Origin of the sequence: Siphonobacter sp. SORGH_AS_0500 (genome assembly GCF_031453245.1) — a bacterium.
In the GTDB taxonomy this organism is placed as follows: Bacteria; Bacteroidota; Bacteroidia; order Cytophagales; family Spirosomataceae; genus Siphonobacter.
In genome coordinates this window covers 2,284,844-2,304,636 of record NZ_JAVIYT010000001.1, presented here as the reverse complement: position 1 = coordinate 2,304,636, position 19,793 = coordinate 2,284,844, and the positions used below count along the sequence as shown (strand labels likewise).

The 19,793-nt window shown below is 43.2% G+C and carries 23 protein-coding genes and 1 pseudogene; 16 read left to right on the top strand and 8 right to left on the bottom strand.

The window, feature by feature from the left end:
- Positions 1-79 precede the first annotated feature (79 nt).
- The 3 genes from QE357_RS09745 (at position 80) to estT (ending at position 3,078) form a co-directional block, all read left to right on the top strand.
- Entirely contained in the window at positions 80-1,171 is a 1,092-nt protein-coding gene (locus QE357_RS09745) for a serine hydrolase (RefSeq protein ID WP_309707049.1), read from the top strand.
- 107 nt (positions 1,172-1,278) lie between these two features.
- Positions 1,279-2,082: a helix-turn-helix domain-containing protein gene (locus QE357_RS09740; protein WP_309707047.1), complete on the top strand. Its 804-nt coding sequence runs from the start codon at positions 1,279-1,281 to the stop codon at positions 2,080-2,082.
- Between the two features lie 126 nt (positions 2,083-2,208).
- The gene (gene estT, locus QE357_RS09735; RefSeq protein ID WP_309707045.1) at positions 2,209-3,078 is read left to right on the top strand and encodes a macrolide hydrolase EstT; all 870 of its coding nucleotides are present in this window, start codon (positions 2,209-2,211) and stop codon (positions 3,076-3,078) included.
- 22 nt (positions 3,079-3,100) lie between these two features.
- Here estT and QE357_RS09730 read toward each other — a convergent pair whose 3' ends face one another.
- The gene (locus tag QE357_RS09730) at positions 3,101-3,352 is read right to left on the bottom strand and encodes a DinB family protein (RefSeq protein WP_309707043.1); all 252 of its coding nucleotides are present in this window, start codon (positions 3,350-3,352) and stop codon (positions 3,101-3,103) included.
- 311 nt (positions 3,353-3,663) lie between these two features.
- Between QE357_RS09730 and QE357_RS09725 the strand changes: the two genes are divergently transcribed.
- The 12 genes from QE357_RS09725 to QE357_RS09670 all read left to right on the top strand — a co-directional run bounded on the left by QE357_RS09725 (position 3,664) and on the right by QE357_RS09670 (position 14,937).
- Positions 3,664-4,914: a site-specific integrase gene (locus tag QE357_RS09725; protein WP_309707041.1), complete on the top strand. Its 1,251-nt coding sequence runs from the start codon at positions 3,664-3,666 to the stop codon at positions 4,912-4,914.
- A 66-nt stretch (positions 4,915-4,980) separates the two neighbouring features.
- Complete coding sequence (locus QE357_RS09720) at positions 4,981-5,976, top strand: hypothetical protein (protein WP_309707039.1); 996 nt, start codon at positions 4,981-4,983, stop codon at positions 5,974-5,976.
- A gap of 148 nt (positions 5,977-6,124) precedes the next feature.
- A complete protein-coding gene (locus QE357_RS09715; RefSeq protein ID WP_309707037.1) occupies positions 6,125-6,430 on the top strand; it encodes a helix-turn-helix domain-containing protein in 306 nt (101 codons plus the stop codon).
- Positions 6,431-7,013: 583 nt separating this feature from the next.
- The gene (locus QE357_RS09710; protein ID WP_309707035.1) at positions 7,014-8,624 is read left to right on the top strand and encodes a phage/plasmid primase, P4 family; all 1,611 of its coding nucleotides are present in this window, start codon (positions 7,014-7,016) and stop codon (positions 8,622-8,624) included.
- Between the two features lie 106 nt (positions 8,625-8,730).
- Complete coding sequence (locus QE357_RS09705; RefSeq protein ID WP_309707033.1) at positions 8,731-10,170, top strand: DUF6371 domain-containing protein; 1,440 nt, start codon at positions 8,731-8,733, stop codon at positions 10,168-10,170.
- Between the two features lie 57 nt (positions 10,171-10,227).
- Positions 10,228-10,530, top strand: coding sequence for a hypothetical protein (locus QE357_RS09700; RefSeq protein ID WP_309707031.1), 303 nt, complete (start codon positions 10,228-10,230; stop codon positions 10,528-10,530).
- A gap of 25 nt (positions 10,531-10,555) precedes the next feature.
- Positions 10,556-10,798, top strand: a complete 243-nt coding sequence (locus tag QE357_RS09695) for a hypothetical protein (protein WP_309707029.1) — start codon at positions 10,556-10,558, stop codon at positions 10,796-10,798.
- A gap of 27 nt (positions 10,799-10,825) precedes the next feature.
- Complete coding sequence (locus tag QE357_RS09690) at positions 10,826-11,062, top strand: hypothetical protein (protein WP_309707028.1); 237 nt, start codon at positions 10,826-10,828, stop codon at positions 11,060-11,062.
- A gap of 66 nt (positions 11,063-11,128) precedes the next feature.
- Positions 11,129-11,419, top strand: a complete 291-nt coding sequence (locus QE357_RS09685) for a hypothetical protein (RefSeq protein ID WP_309707026.1) — start codon at positions 11,129-11,131, stop codon at positions 11,417-11,419.
- Positions 11,416-11,670 (top strand): hypothetical protein, encoded by a 255-nt coding sequence (locus QE357_RS09680; RefSeq protein ID WP_309707024.1) that lies wholly within the window; start codon positions 11,416-11,418, stop codon positions 11,668-11,670. Before QE357_RS09685 ends, QE357_RS09680 begins: the two co-directional genes overlap by 4 nt.
- Positions 11,671-11,672: 2 nt before the next feature.
- The gene (locus tag QE357_RS09675; protein WP_309707022.1) at positions 11,673-11,954 is read left to right on the top strand and encodes a hypothetical protein; all 282 of its coding nucleotides are present in this window, start codon (positions 11,673-11,675) and stop codon (positions 11,952-11,954) included.
- A gap of 34 nt (positions 11,955-11,988) precedes the next feature.
- Positions 11,989-14,937 (top strand): hypothetical protein, encoded by a 2,949-nt coding sequence (locus QE357_RS09670; protein WP_309707020.1) that lies wholly within the window; start codon positions 11,989-11,991, stop codon positions 14,935-14,937.
- A gap of 86 nt (positions 14,938-15,023) precedes the next feature.
- On the opposite strand, the gene QE357_RS09665 is transcribed toward QE357_RS09670, so the two are convergent.
- From QE357_RS09665 to QE357_RS09640, 6 genes and pseudogenes are all read right to left on the bottom strand, one after another.
- Positions 15,024-15,647 carry a hypothetical protein gene (locus QE357_RS09665; RefSeq protein WP_309707018.1) on the bottom strand — a complete coding sequence of 208 codons (624 nt, stop codon included), beginning with the start codon at positions 15,645-15,647 and terminating at the stop codon, positions 15,024-15,026.
- 63 nt (positions 15,648-15,710) lie between these two features.
- Positions 15,711-16,229 (bottom strand): hypothetical protein, encoded by a 519-nt coding sequence (locus tag QE357_RS09660; RefSeq protein ID WP_309707016.1) that lies wholly within the window; start codon positions 16,227-16,229, stop codon positions 15,711-15,713.
- Positions 16,230-16,417: 188 nt separating this feature from the next.
- Positions 16,418-16,642 carry a hypothetical protein gene (locus QE357_RS09655; RefSeq protein WP_309707014.1) on the bottom strand — a complete coding sequence of 75 codons (225 nt, stop codon included), beginning with the start codon at positions 16,640-16,642 and terminating at the stop codon, positions 16,418-16,420.
- A gap of 188 nt (positions 16,643-16,830) precedes the next feature.
- Entirely contained in the window at positions 16,831-17,328 is a 498-nt protein-coding gene (locus QE357_RS09650; protein ID WP_309707012.1) for a hypothetical protein, read from the bottom strand.
- 30 nt (positions 17,329-17,358) lie between these two features.
- Complete coding sequence (locus QE357_RS09645) at positions 17,359-17,481, bottom strand: hypothetical protein (RefSeq protein WP_309707011.1); 123 nt, start codon at positions 17,479-17,481, stop codon at positions 17,359-17,361.
- 53 nt (positions 17,482-17,534) lie between these two features.
- Positions 17,535-17,765 (bottom strand): annotated as a pseudogene (locus QE357_RS09640) (KilA-N domain-containing protein); the annotation flags it as partial.
- Positions 17,766-18,172: 407 nt separating this feature from the next.
- Here QE357_RS09640 and QE357_RS09635 point away from each other — a divergent pair.
- On the top strand, positions 18,173-18,712 hold the full coding sequence (locus QE357_RS09635) for a DUF3997 domain-containing protein (RefSeq protein ID WP_309707009.1): 540 nt from the start codon (positions 18,173-18,175) through the stop codon (positions 18,710-18,712).
- Between the two features lie 357 nt (positions 18,713-19,069).
- Here the strand turns inward: QE357_RS09635 and QE357_RS09630 are convergent, their stop codons facing one another.
- The gene (locus QE357_RS09630) at positions 19,070-19,783 is read right to left on the bottom strand and encodes a hypothetical protein (protein WP_309707007.1); all 714 of its coding nucleotides are present in this window, start codon (positions 19,781-19,783) and stop codon (positions 19,070-19,072) included.
- Between the last annotated feature and the right edge of the window lie 10 nt (positions 19,784-19,793).

Here is a 19,793-nt window from a genome sequence, read left to right as displayed (position 1 = left end):
AGTTAATTACTCTCAAAATATCTTTTGAGGGCCTTATCTAATTATTCGATGGTTGCTTCGCCCAAAACTACAAGCAACTATGAAAAAGAGAGTCAAATCTTTACTTACAGCGACGCTGATCATCCTGGTATTGGCATCCGTATACGCCTGTTTACCACGCGTTTGGTACAAGCAGAGCCGCTATGGCAAGCCCCTTTCCACAGCGGGTACATTATCCGCCGCAACCCAAAAGCAGCTTTCGCTTTATATACAAGATACTGCCCAGAACGCTCAGGCCGTAGTAGCCATTCAGAAGGAGCGGATCATTCTTGAAGTGGGAGACACCCGGCGGCTGATTAACTGTCACTCAGCCAGAAAAAGCATAATGGATCTATTGATCGGTATTGCGGTTGAAAAAGGCATGCTGCGTCTTGACCAGACTTTGGGAGAACTAGGAATCGATGAAAGCAAAACCCCGCTGACCCACCAGGAGAAAACCGCTACAGTTCGTGATTTGTTAATGGCCAAATCAGGAGTATATCTGCCAGCCGAAGCCGAGACGGATTTTGCCAAGGCCAACCGACCGAAACGAGATCAATATAAACCTGGAGATTTTTTCTTTTATAATAATTTTGACTTCAACGTGTTAGGTGCTATTCTCGAAAAGAAAACCGGGCAAACCATTGGCGGGTTTATGGATAAATACCTAGCCCAGCCTCTTGGCCTGCAGGATTTTGCACCATCCAATGTTGTATACGGAAACCCATGGCCCATCCGAAACGACCAATCTGATTACCGGGTGTACTGGATTTTTCTCAGTGCCCGCGATATGGCCCGGATCGGGGCGATGGTATCTCAAAAGGGAGTCTGGATGGGCAAGCCAATCGTTTCGGCTTCCTGGATTGAAGAAAGCTTTCAACCCTATACCCAGACATTGGATAAAAGCATGTGGCCTTTTGATGCCTATGGATATTTGTGGTGGATTGATAAGGATACACAAACCTATTGGGCAGACGGTTTTGGGGGACAGTTTCTTTTGGTAGACCCGACACGTGGATTGGCAATCGCCCAACGCAACTTTACAGGCAACTCTCTGTTGAGCTCTGGTTTGTTCTTAATGAAAAAAAGACGCGACGGAAGCCGAAGGCAGTTAATCCATGTGTATGAAATGATTAAACAGCAGTTGGACTAAAATTTATTCGTTATTAACCAACTTTTTTATCAGAACGGGTTTATGCAGCAAACTGTTAACAAACTCACCAGGCTCTCTTGTTCGTAGCTTGCTCAACATCATTGCCCATGCATTACCTACGCTATCTGCCCTCCCCGAGGCTCCGAGACTACATCCATTTTTTCTGGACACTGGAAAGTAGTGCCCCTCCAACTACCCCCTTTTTTCATTGGGCGGTCGCTTCGGGCTCTTCCAAACTGGTCTTTCAGTATCAAGGGACGATGGAACTTGAAAATCCATCGGGTACCTCGCAAATTCTTAAGGGAGCGAGTATACAAGCTCAAACCCAGCGAGCCTTTCAGTATGTGACCCACCAGGCTGTGGGTTTGGTGGGAGTTTACTTTCATCCCGGAGCACTCGGGGTGCTACTAGGAGTTCCCGCCCACGAACTCACGAACCAGCATTTAGCACTTTCTGACTTGTTGGGACAAGTCGGAAAGGATCTGGAAGAAACCATTATCCTCGCCCGATCAAGCTCAGAGCGAATCCATCAGCTGACGATGTTTTTTGAGAATAGATTGGCAACCCTGTCTAGTAGCGATCTAGGCGTCCTCCGCTGCATCCAGTCTATTACTTCGAGTAAAGGACAACTCGCCATTCAAGCGTTAGTGGATCAGCATTATTTGTCCCAACGGCAGCTAGAACGACGCTTTAAGACGATAGCCGGGTTTAGCCCCAAGTTATTATCACGCATCATTCGCTTTGAGCATAGCATCCATTTGTTTATGGATCACCCTACTTCGCTGACCCAAACGGCCTACGCGGCTGGCTACTCGGATCAGTCCCATTTTATTCGAGATGTCAACGAGTTTGCTGGCCAACCGCCAATGACTTATTTCAGGCAGGATTGGTCCCTGTTTCGTTCTGAGTAAAATGTCGATTTTATACAAGTAGGGTCATTACTGAGGAAACTACCTTTGTTCACGCAGGTGTACTGCTCAAAGGAGCTGGTTTACTTGGTGCTTCAGCAGATGATACCTAACTAATACGATAAGTCGATGAATGAACGCCTGATTCAACACAAAGATGTGCAGTTATGCACCCAAAGCTTCGGCCAGGTAGGCAGGCCTACCGTTTTACTGATCATGGGTGCCACGGCTTCCATGCTCTGGTGGGATACCTCTTTCTGCCAGCAGCTGGCTCGTAAAGGCTATTTTGTCATTCGCTACGACAACCGGGATGTGGGTCAATCGACCACCTATACCCCGGGGCCTCCTCCCTACCAGTTAGACGATCTAGTGGATGATGCTATGGCCATCATTAACGGTTACGGGCTGGGTCAAGCTCATTTGGTGGGCATGTCCCTGGGCGGATTGATCGCCCAGATGGCAGCACTCAAATACCCGCGACGCGTTAAGTCCCTCACGTTGATCTCCACAGGACCTTGGGGGGATTCTGATCCCACCATTCCGGAAATGGACCAGCGTATCGTTGCTTTTCAGGCTAAGCGAGGAGAGGTAGATTGGACTGATGAGCAGGCCGTGGTCGAGTACATGAGTCAAGGGGCCCACTTGATGAGTGGTAGGAAACCTTTTGATAAAAACAGACATGAACAGCTGATCCGGACTGAACTCAAGCGGGCAACTAATTACGTGAGTATGTTCAATCATGCCTTCCTACAAGGCGGAGAGGGATACTATGGGCGAGTCTCGGAGATTAAACAGCCGACTTTGCTTATTCATGGAACCGATGATGTCATCTGGTCTTACAAACACACGGATGTATTGCTAGCGGAGCTCGATGATGCACACCGGATAACTTTAGAAGGAACAGGCCATGAACTTCATGCGGCAGATTGGGATAAAATAATCTCTGGCATTGCTGATCATATTAGCTCCTTAGTACCATCCTTTAAGGTTAGACATTAAAAGAAGTTAAGTTAGACAAGGTTTACGGGTGCTTGAGCATGCTCATTACTAAGCCAATTTGCCCAAGATGGTAGATGTCGTGCTGAATGATGCCATTGATGAGGTAATCAAACGTATGCATCTGATCGTTGTAAACTTTGGATAAGATTTGATCCGATTGTTGTTTTAACAATTCAATTAAATGCGTCTGATTGGCGGCTAACTGTTCTTGTAAAGCATTCCAGCCTAAGCCTTGAAGTTGTTCAAGTGAAGGCCAATCCTGAGTGCTTTGCATTGGAATCTGATACGCATAGTTAGCTACCTTCTATCCTAGCCTTAAAATCTGAGATTATTCAGTAACAAAGCAAAAATCCCTCTTAATATTCTGACAAGCAGACTACTAAGAGGGATGACCAGTACCCAGAGCCGGAGTCGAACTATTTCGTTTATATACCAGCATCTTCTTCACTATATACTGAAAATCAAACGATTGTAAATATAACAGATAGAATATAAAAGCATATAATGGTACATAAAAGTGAAATTTGTTTCAGTAATGTTTCAGTAAAATGTATATTTGAGATGAGATAAGAAACGAATTACACTATGTCAGAGCCTACAGGGTCACCCTCTACTAAAAAGAGCGTGATCAAGTCTTCTCTTATACGTACCTCTGTTGAATTGGGCAGCAAGCCTAAGAAGAATGGCAGGTATCCTCTATTTCTACGCATAACTCAGGATCGTAAGCTTAAACGCATCTATCTGGGATACGATATCGCAATCAAAGACTGGAATTCAGAAAAGAAAGAAGTTCGCCGGTCAGAGAAGATGTTTGCTGTCATCAATCGAACTATTGAAGATAAGATTGCTGAGGTGGCTAAGCTCAAACAAGAGCTTAAGCACGTCAATGCCTCTACCATCGCAGAGAACCTCTATGGAAAGGCTACTGAGTCGTTCTTTGATTTTGCATACACCTATATAGAGAAGCAGTCCTACAATACTCAGCGTAATCTAAAGAATGAAGTCAACAAGCTATTGGAGTTCACTCAGAACCGTAATCTCTTATTTGCTGACCTTTCCCTTCAAATGCTGGAAGGTTATCAATCCTGGTTGAAGACCGTTAGGAAAAATAGCCAGTCAACTGTTCGTATGAGCTTAGTAAAGATTCAAACGATAGTGAATCATGCTATCGAAAAGAAGATACTTCCAGTCAATGAGAATCCCTTCCTAGGGCTTAAGACTGCAGAAGGAAAGCCTACTAGAGTTCGTCTCACTGACGAGGAACTACAGAGGTTTGCTGCTGTTGAACTAGAGCCAGATTCCCTCCTATGGCATACCCGTAACTATTGGATGTTTGCCTATTATGCAGCTGGCGTTCGATTTTCAGATTTAACCACTTTGAAGTGGAAAAACATCGAAGACGGCCGGCTTACCTATATCATGAGAAAGACGGCTCATGTGACGGATAAAGCCCATTCTATTCAGCTACCCAAGAAAGCTCTCGATATTCTTGGATACTACACCCCAAAGATTAAGCGAAAAGAAGATTACCTCTTCCCTATCCTTAATATTTCAAAGGTACTTGAGTCTGAGTTCGATTTATTAAAAGAGATCAGTAGCAAGAATGCAATGCACAACTTGAGACTTAAGAAAATTTGCAAGAAGGCTGAGATAGAGAAAGAAGTATCCTTCCATTCTGCTCGTCATACTTTTGCTGATCTAGGTCGTAGGAAGATAAAAGATGTATATGCAGTGAGTAAGCTACTGAGACATTCTAAAATCAGTATGACCGAAAAATATCTTAATAGCTTTGATACAGACACCGTTGACCAGGCTATGAAAGACCTTTTTGATTAATTTCATATAAAATAAAGCACCCGGCCACCTTCCAAAGCATACCGAGTGCTATTACTTAAACTAATTATGGGACCAAGTTACACAAATCCTTTGGGTTCTGAAGAACCTAACAATTCAAATAATTGGCTCTCGCCAGAAAGACTTAAGGGTATTGCTTTAGAATTCCTATACGAAACAAGGCCCAAGCAGAAGCTTGAATATCTTTATAATCAATACAGCCAAGCCAATGGATTAGAGATGTTTGAAATAATGTGCAATGTCCTTGATGGTTGCCAAAGTATAATTGATTCAATTTTCGCTCAACGTGGTCCTGTAGGAGAAGGAGATGAAAACGGAGAAAACATTCATTGGATCACTCTCGACGAAAGCAGAGAAAGAGAAAAATTCCCTTTCGCTACATTTTCACCTCAACATTTTGGCATGAGTCTCCCTCACATCGGTTGGAATGATTTAGAGAATGCTAAAGTGTTCATAAACTCTTTTATAAAATTGAAAGCTATAGAGCTTAAAATTAACGACGTTAAAAGCCAGATGAGTGGGCAAATCCAATCAAAACTTGGGCTTTCGCATTCTGATATCAAAACGCAGATGGATATTGCTTTAGGTTTGATTGCTAAAAGCGAAGAGAATAAATCAGAAAACAATGAGTCCGTAGGCAAGGCAAAAAAGCAATCATCATTTAACTCCGATATAAATAAATCATTAGATGGTGTCGTGGTTGAGAGGGCGCAGGAACAATTCAAAAAGATTGAGGAAAGACTTTTTGAGCAAGGCTGGCTTGATTCAAATAGGAATTGGAAAAACGCTGCTACCTCCAAGTATGACCTAGTTGAACTGATTGCGACTTTAAAGGTTAATGGCTTCTTTAGAGAAGAGTTTTCCGTCAAAAAAGGGCGACAAAATCTAGGTAGGTTCTTCAGTAATCGCTATAGCATCAGTATCCCTCAAGATTATATGAGGAAAGTTGAACATAATAATACTAGGGTATATGAGGGTTGGGTAGAGAAACTTAGCAAAAACAAAGACTCCTCCCAGTTTAGCTTTCTTATACATACACTATAAGCCAATCCCGGATTTCTAGGATTGAATCCTAGTCCGGGATTTTTTATTTTACATATATATCTGTATACCAACACATTAATAATCCCACTTTATTCGATATACTCATACATTCCGAGCTTTGATTCATTAAAAATCAAAAGCTAGGTATATGCAGGAATTAAGAATCCTTTCCATCCCAGAGGCCCAATTCAATTTGTTAATTGACAAAGTTGAAGAAGTCAAACGAGGCCAAACTAAATTAATAACTGAAGCAAATTCCGACTTCCTATATACTGAGGAAGAAGCAACACAGATCTTCAAGTGCAGTAAAAAAACGCTTCAGAACTGGCGAGCAAGAGGTTACATTGACTTCATTCAATTAGGCTCAGTTATTCGCTACCCAAAGGGAGCTATTCTTGCCTTTACCGAAAGATTTAAGGTTAAGTCCAACTTCACAGAAGGAGGTTTCAGATGACAGCCCTAGAAATTCTTAGCCGGATGGCTTATGAATCTGCCAGGGTCCAGCATCCCAATATCCCTGTATTTGCTATTCCCAAACCAAAATTCAAAGATGTTACTTCAAATGGCTTGACGAAGTGCATGATCTGTTGGATCCGGTTAAATGGTGGTCAAGCTGAGCGCACCTCTGTAGAAGGACGCGTACTTGATGGAAGAAAGACCTTTCACAGGACGTAGTCGGCTTTCAACGTACGATCGGCACCGTTAAGCGAATCAAGTCTTCTGCTCAGGTTGGCTCAGCCGACGTTTCTGCCATTATCAACGGTCGGTCCGTTAAGATTGAAGTTAAAGTAGGCAAGGATCGTCAAAGCCCCGCTCAGAAAGAGTATCAACGTCAGGTTGAGGCAGCCGGTGGTATTTATCTTCTCATTTCTTCCTTCCAACAATTCTACGACTGGTTTCAATCTCAGAAAGGAGTTCTGGCTTGAAATGGTCTCTTCTTTCCCTCCTTCACACCCTCAGCACCATCCAGTGGCAGGCATAAAAAAAGGGTCAACCCCGGCAGGTCAACCCCAAAAAAATTGCAACAAGACAAATCCATGACAACAGCAAATATAGCTCATAAACAGGAGATTACAGCCGGATCAGGCGTTATTTCTCCGCAGTCGCTTACGCAACATATACAACAACAGTTAGCTGTAGCGAAGCCCGTTCCTCATAGTGAAATCCAGGCCCAGGTTATCAGCCATTTAAAGCCGATCAACTTCGAAGCGGAGGCATTCCCCGAACTTGAGAAGCTTAAGAATCAGTTTGATGACCTGGAGAGCCAACTGATGAATCCCGACGGTAGCATCAATACCGATAAAGGTTTGGATCCAATCCGAGACCAATGGCGAAAGCTGGGAAAAAAGATCGATAAGCTTAAAGTCACCAAGCAGCACCTGATCATCTTAACCATTGAATTACTCGTTAAGATCGTCAAAGATAAAAGCCTGGGTATTTGCAAGCACTTAAGCTTTGTCTATCTCTATAATGGAGCTTATTGGAAAGTAACCGACAAAGAAGCATTTCAACAATTTCTTTCCGCTGTGGCTGAAAAAATGGGAATTAGCCGCTACGTAGCCCGCTATTACAAGTTTACTGATGAGCTGATGTCTCAATTCAATAAAACTACCTATCTACCCGCTCCGGAGCCGATCAAAGGGACTGAAAGAATCAATTTGCAAAACGGCACCTTTGAGATTACTTCCAAGGGTAATGGACTAAGACCATTTAACTATAAGGACTTCTTCACCTATCAACTGCCTTTTAGCTACGATCCGAAGGCTACGGCCCCCTTATTTAATAAATACCTTCATCAGGTTCTTCCCGACGAGGATAGCCGGAATGTATTAGCTGAGTACATGGGGTACGTCTTCATTCAGCCCGATACATTGAAACTGGAAAAGGTTCTATTGCTCTTTGGTAGCGGTGCCAATGGTAAGTCTGTTTTCTTCGAAATTGTAAATGCATTATTAGGACCGGAGAATGTATCTAGTTATTCTATCGAAAGCCTGACAGATCAGAATGGATACTACCGGGCTATGATTGCTAATAAGCTGGTTAACTATGCTTCTGAGATAAGTGGCAAGCTCGAAGCTAGTACATTTAAGCAATTGGCATCTGGTGAACCAGTATCAGCCCGCTTACCTTACGGAGAGCCTTTCACAGTCAGCAAATACGCTAAGCTGATCTTCAATGTCAATGAATTACCCAAAGACGTTGAGCACACCCATGCCTTCTTTCGCAGATTCCTCATTATTCCCTTTAATCAAACCATTCCTGAGGACCAACAGGATAAAGAGCTATCTCAAAAAATCATTCAAGCCGAACTGTCGGGAGTATTTAACTGGGTACTGGAAGGACTCAATAGGCTACTTATTCAAAAGCAGTTCACTAAATGTAAAGCTGCCGATGAGGCCCGCTTAGAATACCAAAAGCGTTCTGATTCCGTACGAAGCTTTCTTGACGAACATGACTATTCTCCCTCACCTATAGAAGAGAAGTCGCTTCAGTCAATTTACGAGCATTATAAAGAGTATTGCTTGAATAGTGGATACATGAAAGTCTCATTGATAACTTTCAGTGCAAGGCTTACTCAAATGGGCTATTACTCAGTCAAGCGTAGTCAAGGGAGGGTTCTATTCATCACAAAAAAAGATTTTGTTTAGACAGCACTCTCGTCACTCTCGTCATTTTAAATCCCTTCGTGCTTTTCGATAAGGTGACGAGAGTGTTGAGAGTGACGCAGAATAAAAACCTTTTTTCTGAGTTGCTATGAAAGACTTCCAATACGCTCTCGATAAATCCAGCAAGAAGTTTGATTGCCCTGAATGCGGAAAACGTCGAATGGTTCGCTACGTTGACCTGGTTAGCGGTGATTACCTTCCTCATGAATATGGCCGTTGTGACCGGGAGGCGGCCTGCAATTATCATCTTAATCCGTACGCTGATGGCTTTGGAAAGGATGATACAGTAAAATCAAAACCTGTTTACACCTATAAAAAGCCGGAAGCAAGGCCCCTTACGTTTTATCCACCTGAAATCGTAGGACAACTTTACAATCGTAACATTTCAAAAAATCAGTTCCTTGATAACCTGCTCCACAATATACCCTATCCTTTTGCCCGAGAAGATGTGGACAACGTCAGGGAAATGTATCAGCTAGGTACGGTAGAAAAGGGGTACATGGCAGGAGCAGTGGCTTTCCCCTACATCGATGAAGCAGGTAACACCCGAACGATTCAGATCAAAACCTTTGATAAAGGCAATCATACCGAGGCTACGAACTTTTTACATTCGTATCTGGAGAAGAACCTCATTGAGTTAAAGAAACCCGTTCCTGAGTGGATTGATCGCTATAAGCAAAACGAGCTGAGAGTTTCCTGTTTGTTTGGTGCCCATCTACTGCCTAAATATCCCTTTAATCCGGTGGCGATTGTGGAGGCTCCTAAAACAGCTATTCTGGGAACGCTTTACAATGGCTTCCCGGCTCAGGATTCGAATCTTCTATGGCTGGCTGTTTATAACCTAACGAGCCTCTCCTATGAAAAGATTAAGGTTTTAGAAGGACGTACGGTGATCCTATTTCCAGATCTTTCCCAGCCCGCTGAAGGAAAGTTGTCTGCCTATGAGAAGTGGCAAAGGAAGGTCGAAGAGTTTAGCCCTAGGATGCCTGGTACCCGCTTTGTGGTCTCCGATATTCTGGAAACGTCGGCTAGCCAGGAGCAACGCATCAAAGGGCTAGACGTCGCTGATTTCTTCACTAAAATGGACTGGAGAACTTTCAGAGCTGCCCCAGATCCGGTTGAGCCATTTGAAATTCCACAAATTCCACAACCGTTAATTGAAGAGTTTGAATATCCTGAAAGCTGGAATGAGACCAGTGGCCCCGAGATGAAGACGGCACCCTTTACCCGTAGCTACGAACAGGAACTCTTTGACAGCCTACTTAGCGAGCTTGACCGTGGGGCTCACTTTAAGCAGTTACAGCAAAGACAAGCTTATAGATCGCTCACGGATACCTCAGAAGATCTGCAGGCGTATTTCCATAAACTTAGCCGAGAGTATCTGCCTCAGCTTACCAAGGTCCAAAAGATGGAATTTATCAGGCAGAGGCAGCAGGCAGGCTTCACCCTCTTAGGTATCGTCGAGGACTTCCCGGGGCTTGGATTTCGAAATGAGAAAGCACTGCATCAATTCCTGCAGGGCGGCTAAGGTCCACACTAAATCCACACTATTTCATTCTAAATCATTCTAAAACAGAATATACGTATGCCTTTCGAGAAAGGAAAAGCCAAAACCGGAGGACGTAAACCCGGGGCTGTTAACAAGACCACAGCTGACATTAAGGCCCGCATCAAATCACTCATTGACGACAAGTTTGAAAGTATCGTTGACGCCATTGAATTACTGGAGCCTAAAGACCAGGTAGCAGCTTATCTAAAGTTTTTAGAGTACATCCTACCTAAGCAGCGGGAAACGAAGATCGATATCTCCAGCCTGAGTGAAGAAGAACTCGATGAACTACTACAAAGAGCATTGAACAAGGTGGATGACTCCGAAGACGAAGAATAACCAATCAATTAAACCCCAAACACAGATGACAACAGAACAACTCAGTCAGGCTAAGAACCTGGACAGCAAGATCAGCTTACTCAATGAAGCACTAAAGAAGGTCTACAGTAAGAATTATACAGGCTATACGCTTCGCTATCAAGGTGACACCATGAGTAGCATTGGTTACACGCAAGACATTCCAAGGGACGAGGTTCTGGAAAGCCGATTTTTTGAAGTTATCAAAGATCGCCTGAACGAGCTTAAGCAGGAGTTTGAAAAGCTTTAACTACTCAACGTATACTCTAGACCGAAAATGACTCGCAAAGACAAGATTAACCTGCTAAGCCAGGTACTCAGTGGTGATAAGCAGGCTATCAAACAGCTCAAAGCAAAGGCGAAACGCATTGACTTTTCTAAGCTATCGGATGAAGAGTTACAAGCTATTATTGATGAAAGTCCACCGCTTTTACCTGAGGAGCAAGCCTATTGGAGCTCTTTCACGGATGAAGAACTCTACACGATCATCGAAACGGGCCAACTGCCTAATTAAGGTTGGATGTATGAACAGCTTACCAATAAACAACTCAATTAAACACTCTTAAATTATTGAGCACAGATGAAACGTCAAGAAAAAGTAGCCCTTCTCCAGCGATTACTGGAGGGAAAAATCACAAAGGATGAATTAAACCGGCAGATGAACCCTGATCCCGTCTCAGTAACGGTAGTCATCGTAACTGAAGGGGCAAAAGATCCTGAACCTGAGGATCTAATTACTGCAACCTTAACCTTTGGCGGCAGCAAAAAAGCAACCTGCAAAACGATGCCCTTTAAAACATTAGAAAAACTCATAGCCCGAACTGGCGGAACCGTGTTCTCTCTGCCTGATAATCACCGCAACGATCGATGACCCGCAAAGCAAAAGAAGGGGCGATTAAGTCCTATTTATCTGGGGATACCGGCCCTCTAAAGCAGCTCATGCAGACAAGCAAGGCAGGTCTTTATATACTGGCTACGCATACGCCGGAAGACGAGTTTACGGACATCGTTGTGCAAAGCAAGGAAGGCACTAAGGAATCTCATCCGCACCTAACCAGGCCAGCCTTTGAGTCCATGATTAAACGCCTGGAAAAGTCTCACCATTTACTTATCATCTACTAAACATGGCAACGTCCAGAAGAGAGAAAGAACGTGCTCTAGCGGCCCTTTTAGAGGGCAATGCGGCACTATTAGTCAAATTAAAACGGGATAACCTTCCCATGATCTATTTGCAGGCCGAGGAAGAGCATGATGGTACACTCAGGAATGTACTCGTTGAGATGTGGACATCTCCCAAGCAGACGATCGAGCATTACGATCAGATGAGCGGAGAAGACTTTGAGAAGCTTCGTAAACGTATGAGCCGAAAGGCTTTACCCTGGGTGGAAATCCGCCTTCCACATTAAGAGTACTATCCCCAAACTTTAAAACTACACACAGATGGCCTATCGCCTGGAACATACTGTAAACTTCCGAACGGTGCATAATGACATGCAAATCAGTTTGGACATCACTACCCTCAATTATAAGAAACTGTCTCAAGAACAGTTAGCCCAGGCCGAGGCTATTGCCATTGACGATCTGGAAATAGCTCAGGACAATATCTTTGAACCGATCAGGGGACGCCGGATATCTTCTCGTTTAATTGGACGCAATGGCTTTGGCCTTTCCAGTCTCTATTCTGAGAACCCAAAAAAGTATCGAATAGAAGTCAAAAAAGATGGAACGCTGATGGCCCGTTCTTACCTCTTGGCTTCTCAGTCCGAAGAGCCTTATGCTTCCGATCCCTATGTGTTTGATATTGCAGGTACGGTGGGCTTTGGCGATTTAAAAGACATGAAGTATCTGGATACTACTGGTACAGCTTTTCAGCAAAAGCAGACCTATCTGGATATTCTATTCAATTGCCTGGATCTGATTGGGCTGGAGCTTCCTTTATGGGTAGTTTGTGAATCTTTTGCCGAAGGGATGGACGAAAACAAATGTCCTTTACTTCAAACATACATTAACCCACTACGGTTTTATCCTAACAATGATCCCATGACGGCGTATGAAGTCTTACAAACGCTCTGTACATTGTTCGGGGCATATATTTGCCAATCCGACGGTATTTGGAAATTCGTTCAGGTAGAGCAGCTTCTAAAGCCTGTGGTTCGAGTCTTTATGTTCGATGCGGATCGTAAAGTAGGTTCAAACATGTCACTTTCTATCGAAAAGGTGATTGCTTCGGGCACTAAGGTTGAGGACAAACCCTTCATTAATTATGATCAGCGAATCAGCCATTACGACTCCATTCAACTAGCCCAGATGGAAGTCGATTACGGTGAACTGCAAAACCGTTTGTATAACGATCGTTTTCAATTGTTAGACCCTACCATTACCGGGGGGCAGGCAGCCCGGGGTTGGAAAGCCTATAACATTAATTATCGCTTTATTAAGCCTGAGATTCAGACCATTTTCAAAGACAATTACATCGAAATCGATGGGAAGGCTACGGCTTATCGCACTAATGATGATCCCAACATTGATGGAACTCAGCAAGGAATAAAGCAACTCTTCACTTACAATAATAAAGGGTATTACGTGCCTGAGCTCGTTGGTTTTGATGAGTACACGATTGTTTCGGCTCCGATTATTGTAAACTATGATCAAGTCGTCAAATTTTCAGGGGAGTTTTTAAATACCAGGTGTCGAGGAGCAAAAGTTCAGGTAGTTGCTACGCCCGTTTCTGATAATCGGATTATCCCTGCAATTGAAAAGAATCCCAGCTACATTATCCCACCCGACTCAGAAAGGTATGATTTGAATCTGCTTCTCCGGCCTGATGGCACATGGTCACCAGGCTATGAGGACGGGAATCCAACGGCTACAGAATATCCCGTCTGGACCTTTGACAATACTAAGGAAAAACGAGAGGGAGACTATATTGTACAGGTAGCCAGCGGTGAATGGAAGAGCTTTGAAATTGAGAGCGAACCATTACCGTATCTACATCCTGCCAGTGCCTTTTTCAAGATTCGTAGCCAATACTATCTAGTTCGAGTTCTTCTCTTCAGAGGCACTGAATACGTTAAGGAAAAGGATGAAAATCCGCTCCCCAAAGACAGTAATGATCCTAAAATTAGATTCCGGAACCTCAATGTAGGACGTCGTTATTATCTTGATACGCAGGATATCCGAAAAGAACGATACGAGGTTGAACAACAAAAACCTTACGGAATCAAAAGGGAAATGGTAACCTTGCCCATTGGATCTGTCAATGGGGATAACTACTATTCACAACTGCTGGACTCTTTTGGCAAACCTCAGATAAATTGGCATAAGGCGGGCCAGTCTGCTAATAAGATGCCCCTCCCCTCGCTTACTTTAGCAGATATCTTACGCGTTAATGGGAGACCTACCAAACGGGTAACCGGTTCCGTTTTACATACCTCTTTTGATCTGCTTAGCTGTGTTCGCCCTGGAGGACTTAAAGGCAAGTATCTGATCGCAGGGGCAACTCAGAATCTGCCTAGCGAACAATCCAGAGTTGTATTGGCAGAGCTATATGAGTACTTGCCCCCTCATTACAGAAGATACTTTTTGGTCGACAAGAATGGGAAAGCAGTATTGCAGAATGAAGTTTATGAGGATGGTGATCTACCTAGTAACGAATCTGATTTTCTTATCACCTTCCTAGAGCCCAATGGCCCTAACGGGAATAGCATTACGATTACTGGCAGTGCGATCTTTGGAACAGCGAAAGCCCATTGGGCAACCTTTGCATGGTTTGATCGATTTGATAATGGACCTTATACGGTTACGGTTCAATCATTAACGTATGGTCAAGGCCTACTGGATTATCAGCGAATCTATTCAAATATAGACTCCATGAATACTACTATCGAAGTCCCCAAAGGAATTGAAGTGTATGCGATCGTGGCTGATCAGGACGGCAATAAGGTTAAACGTAAAATTCTGGCAGATTACAATCAAAAGCAGCAAATATCAGAAGTAGGCAAGTCCTGCAATGGAGAGTTCCCGGTCGTAAATGGACTGCTGCTCAACAGCTATCCTCCAATACCATCCTGGAGTGGTAGAACCATACAGCCCGAGATTTATCTAATGGAAATCGTAAACCTAAGAACTGGTGAAATCATCTTTGCCAACAAAGCAGGAGAAGTCAAGCTAGACAAAGACTACACCTTCTACGCCCAAATGCCTGATGAGTGGGATTCAAATGACTACGGCATCCGAATCAAAGGCGTATTGCGGGGAGATGTCGCTGGTGTCATAGGTCAAATTGAGCGTTGTAAGCCTACTAAACCGAATTGGTTTAGTGAAAGATACAGCGATCATTATAAGAAGAAGAATGCCTATGATTTGGCCTTAGAGCAACAAAAAGTGTAAATATATATTTACAATAGGTACGCGAAGAGGTAGTAAAGCCTGGTTGAAAAGCTAGGCTTTATTGCTTTAAATGTTAGAGCTAAAGCCTAGTTGGAAAGATACTTATCCCGCATTTTCGAAGATATGCTCATATATTCTTCATGTTGAATCAACCCTTTATCATTTAAGAGTGTCAAGGCGTCAAATACTTGCATGGTTTCATTTATTTGTTCCTGCTTCTTCTCAATCTCTGCAATTTCTTCCTCCATGCTTGGGAATCGATCCTTTATTATTGAGAAAAGTCTCTTAGCTTCTTCCTCTGTGAGTATTTGATTATTGCTCAATTCCGCTAAAGCATTATTACAGGAAGCTTTTAAAGAATTTGCTTGTAGACCTTGTGAGTTATGAAATGTCTCTAATGTTGCCCAGCCTGTTCTTCTGCTGATCTCAAGGTAATCCTCCCAAATTTTTTCTTTATCACCTAGTAGCATTTGGCTTTCGATTCTAAGAAGTATGTTCATCAGAACTCTTGTTTCTGAATAAATTGCAATCTCCCAAGGTAAGCTTGCCCAGCCTTCTTTATGAGCACAGGGATGATCTGGGTTCAACTCATACTTCCAATCCTTAACCTTTTGAGTTTCCTCATTGAATTGCTGTTCCGTGATAGAGCCATCTTGCTTGAGCCGGCCAAGCTTGTAGAGTTGATCGATTTGTTGAGGTGTCATTGACATTTGTTTGGGTGTAAATAATGCTAATTAAGCACTTGAAATTTCATCTCCTGGAAAGTGCCTAAATTAGGGAGTATGAATCACTTGAGTTGAATGATTCATGCTTTGAGTAATTAAAGCAGCTATAAGTCCTGTCAATAATAAACCGCCCACAATGAGCCAAAACTTCCAGCTGGAAACAAAAGCGTCAAATTGAGAGGTGGGTGCAGATTGAACGTATTTAGGTTTTTCCTCGACTTTAGGCACTTGGATAGGCTGAGGATTTAGTCCTTGATTCATGAGCTTAGTTCGAAGACTGAGGTATTCCGCTTCCGTAATTTTACCCTCGTTCAATAGTTGAATGAGCCGAGTTAACTCTGCGTCAATTCTTTGTGAAGGACTATTGTTTTGTTGCTTGAGGGCTTCTAACGTCTTTTTTTGAAATTCAAGAGTTGCTAAAGATGGAGAAGCTATAGCAAACAAGATTCCAACGAGAGGACTAAGAATAAGCGAAAGAATCAAAGTAGTTCCAAAGCCGATTTTGCGGTTGCTACCAACTGAAGCAGCAATGAATGCTCCAATAATCCACCCCAAGAAGAATCCCATAGCCGTAAAAGTTTAAATCGTGCAGGTTTAAATCTTAAAACTAAAGGGTTGGATAGCTAGCAACAAACCGTTCGCTCAATGTATATGTTGGTGGAGAAGAAAGGTTATCAGTAGCTGACCTTTAATTTTTCCGATAATCCAGAAAAATATAAATTGGCCATCATTGAAGGCGTTGAACCTTTTACACCCTATTCGTTCACATCTACAACAGGCCTCTTCTTCCCATACGTCACCGCAATAGCGATTACGCCAGCAACTGCTACATGGCTATATTTAGGCTGGTACATTGCCATGGCTTCTTCAAATGGCAAGCCTTTCATAACCCGGTAGAGAACTTTGATCGCAAATACGCAGGCGAACATACCCGCAAGAGTAACCAGAAAGACTTTGATAAACTCTTTGTAGGCGAACATAAGCAGACGGTTAAGGGTAGACGTTGGTTTTCCTAAGATCGTGCTTCTATAGCCAGTTATGAACGGAATCAGGATGAACGGCGGTATAACTAATGCATGCACCCCCGCGTGAAAGGGTACCTGCTTGACCCTCCCCGGTAGGCAAAAGCGTCTGACCTACCCCCGGGGGGTTTGGTGGAGGATTTTGACTACTCATACATTATATCGCTTGGCCTCATTTTCTGAATCACATCCTGGCCATAAATTCTACTCCTGATCAAGTCTGTCAATTCTTCAAATCGCTTGAATTTAAACCATTGATAGAAGATGCAGCCACATTTATCAGGACCGTATACCTTCTTGCTTTCTCCATGATAATTTATGGTGAGTAAGGTTGGGAAGCTGGGTAGCGTCATTTCCTCTAGCGGATTGCACAAGAATTCATCCGGGAAACGCATAAAGTCTGCTTTACAAAATTCCTGATAGATAGCCCTCTTCGTTTCCATCGTTAGAGGAGCATAGACCAGCGAGTCTCCAGCCAGGTACTTTAAGATAAATTGGCCCGTACTTGAGTCATAGGAACTCGATCCATCAACGCTTTCGATTTTAAACGAAAAATCAGCTGGCATTTCATCGCCATACTTGCTTTGGCAGGCAGTGAGAAAAGTAGTGATGAGCAGAAGAGTGGCTAAAGATAAACGAGACATAGGATGAGGCTAGGGATTATAGCGTCTAATCTACGCAAACGTCTCAATCCACCAGCGTAATAGATAGCTAACCCAGATTATGTTTTCAGCAATCGCCTGATTATCAACGATGTGATTTTTCCTCACAACGGATGCTGGAACGTTCTTCATCATGAAGAGCCTCCACAGTGAACTATATAGCTAAACAGATCGCTAGGCAGATTAGCCTAGCGAGCGAATTCCAAAGCGACGTCTTCATGCATCCATGTTCCGCCCGTATGCTGACCTCTCTCGGTTAAAATCCAATTATCCGATTTTCGGACATTTGAAAGTTCATTAATGAAAGCTTGAGTAGAAGGAATCTCCAGCCACTTAGCCGGACGTTTCCCAAAGGGCTTGGCCATTTCGGTGGCATTTACCATTAACTCACCTGACTCCGTGCGGAAAGTCACCTTACTGTTTTGATACTCGAACCTGCATAGCGGACTATATAGCTAACTGTCCGCTCGCTTCGCTCACAGCCAGCAGACTCGTTACTGGTGATTCGGATTATGTGTAACGTGGGATTATTCCACCTTTTGCAAAAGGTAACTCTGAATTACCTTATAAAGGTAGTTAGAGGGTCCAATTTTGGACTGTCCGCAGCGGCTATGAGTTGCTTCCCCAAAATGGGTAGCAAGTTTCAGTTAGGGCTACGTCAACTCAAATCTGAGTCGGCTAAATATCGGTGCTACCGGCATTATAATGTCTTTTTTGGAGATGTTTAGAGTTAGAGTACCTATTTTACACCCTAATAGACAATACTATAGTATATTACTAGGATGCCTCCTCCCTTAGTTCAACTATAAAGCACTTATAAAACTAAATGAAATGGTTACTTATGTTTTCTGTTAAACAGAAGTTCTTTCTTATACTGGGTATCATATCTTTTCTGTTCTTTGTTTATGTACTATGGCTGGCAAGTGCATTCATGGGAGGGGGAGCAGACTATTATGTAGATCTACCTAACGGATACTTGTTTCGGGGAGGAGATGGCGACGGAATAATAACCTATGATACCACCAGAAAAAGCATCTATGGGAAGGTTACAGAAATAGCTTTCAACGATGACTTTATCATTGCCAAACAAGTACCAGATTCTATGGCTCATGAAGTGGAAATCTCTACTTATCTGCAAAGACGCAATCCACAAAAGAGTCCAGATTTAAAGGCTTTGGCTGATAGTATCCTGTCTGCTGATCCTTACTACAAACGGATCTTTTCTGCCCGAGAAAACTACTGGATCCTGAATCATCATGGAAAAGGAATACTCTACGGCCCCTTTACTAAAGTAGAATTTGAACGAAAAAAACAGGAGTTGCGGGTTCCTGCTTCATTAGTTTTGAAGAATGCTTGGGATTTATAACTTTTTACAAACGACCCTCGGACAAATGTGAGATGCATGCACTCGCACGCAAGCACTTACCCGACAACCCGGCATTTCTCCACTTCTGAGATTACCCCGTCCTTGTCGTGGTCCTATATATATTAGATAGCTAAGTCAGATCGCTGAGACAGTTTTTAGCCCCCAATTATAGGGGGTATTCGTCCGTTTGTGGTGGCTATCAGGCCTTTGATCTAAGTTTCAAGACTTAGCTATATAGTCCGTCGTATCTTTGTCTCACTGAATCGGTCAGAGAAGTGGCGGCTTTGAAGACGGATTCACTAAAAAGCCTACCCATGATGATGAGTAGGCTTTTTCATTTGTGTAAGTAACGTCGGCTTACGGCAATGCTTTTTTAGAGATGTATATCTGGCCACGTCTGCTATTGCAGTACTGCCCTTTGCATAAGGCAGCTGAACAAGCTAGATACACTCGTTGCTGGGAATCCAGACTAATACCTAATACACCTATTTCTTCGGGAAGATATATTAGTCTCCCATCTGAAGTTTGCAAGCCTACTTTCTCTACATAAGGAGCTGAGGTAGGCGGCAGATTAGTCTTCTGTTGCTCTACAATCTTATAGGTAATGCCGTTTGCTGCAGTAATAGCTTTTTTGAGTCCGGCATGAGGACGGTTGAAATACTCGTCTATGGTACGTTCATGCCAAGTATTGCCATTATCTAAACTGTAGTATTTGGGCGAAGCAATGTAAAGCTCAGGATTATCCTGAATCTTCAGCAGACTTGAATACGCATTAAGTGTATCACCCGAGGCAGAGAAGCCATAGATAGATGCATGGCTCTTATATCTTGTTGCCTTCCAAGTTTTACCCTTATCGACAGTACGATATAATTGATTAGCCTGTGAGATAATTAAGGTGCTATCAATGTTGCCAAAGACGGCATCTACGGGACCGTTTTGGGGAGCAGTAAGAACGACCCATTCATCGAGCTCAATAGGTAAGATAGGATCTAGAGTAGCAATTTCGGGCTCATCAGATTTGCAAGCGTTGAGGATACTAAGTAATAAAATTAAAAGGCAGAAGCGTTTCATTAATAGAGCG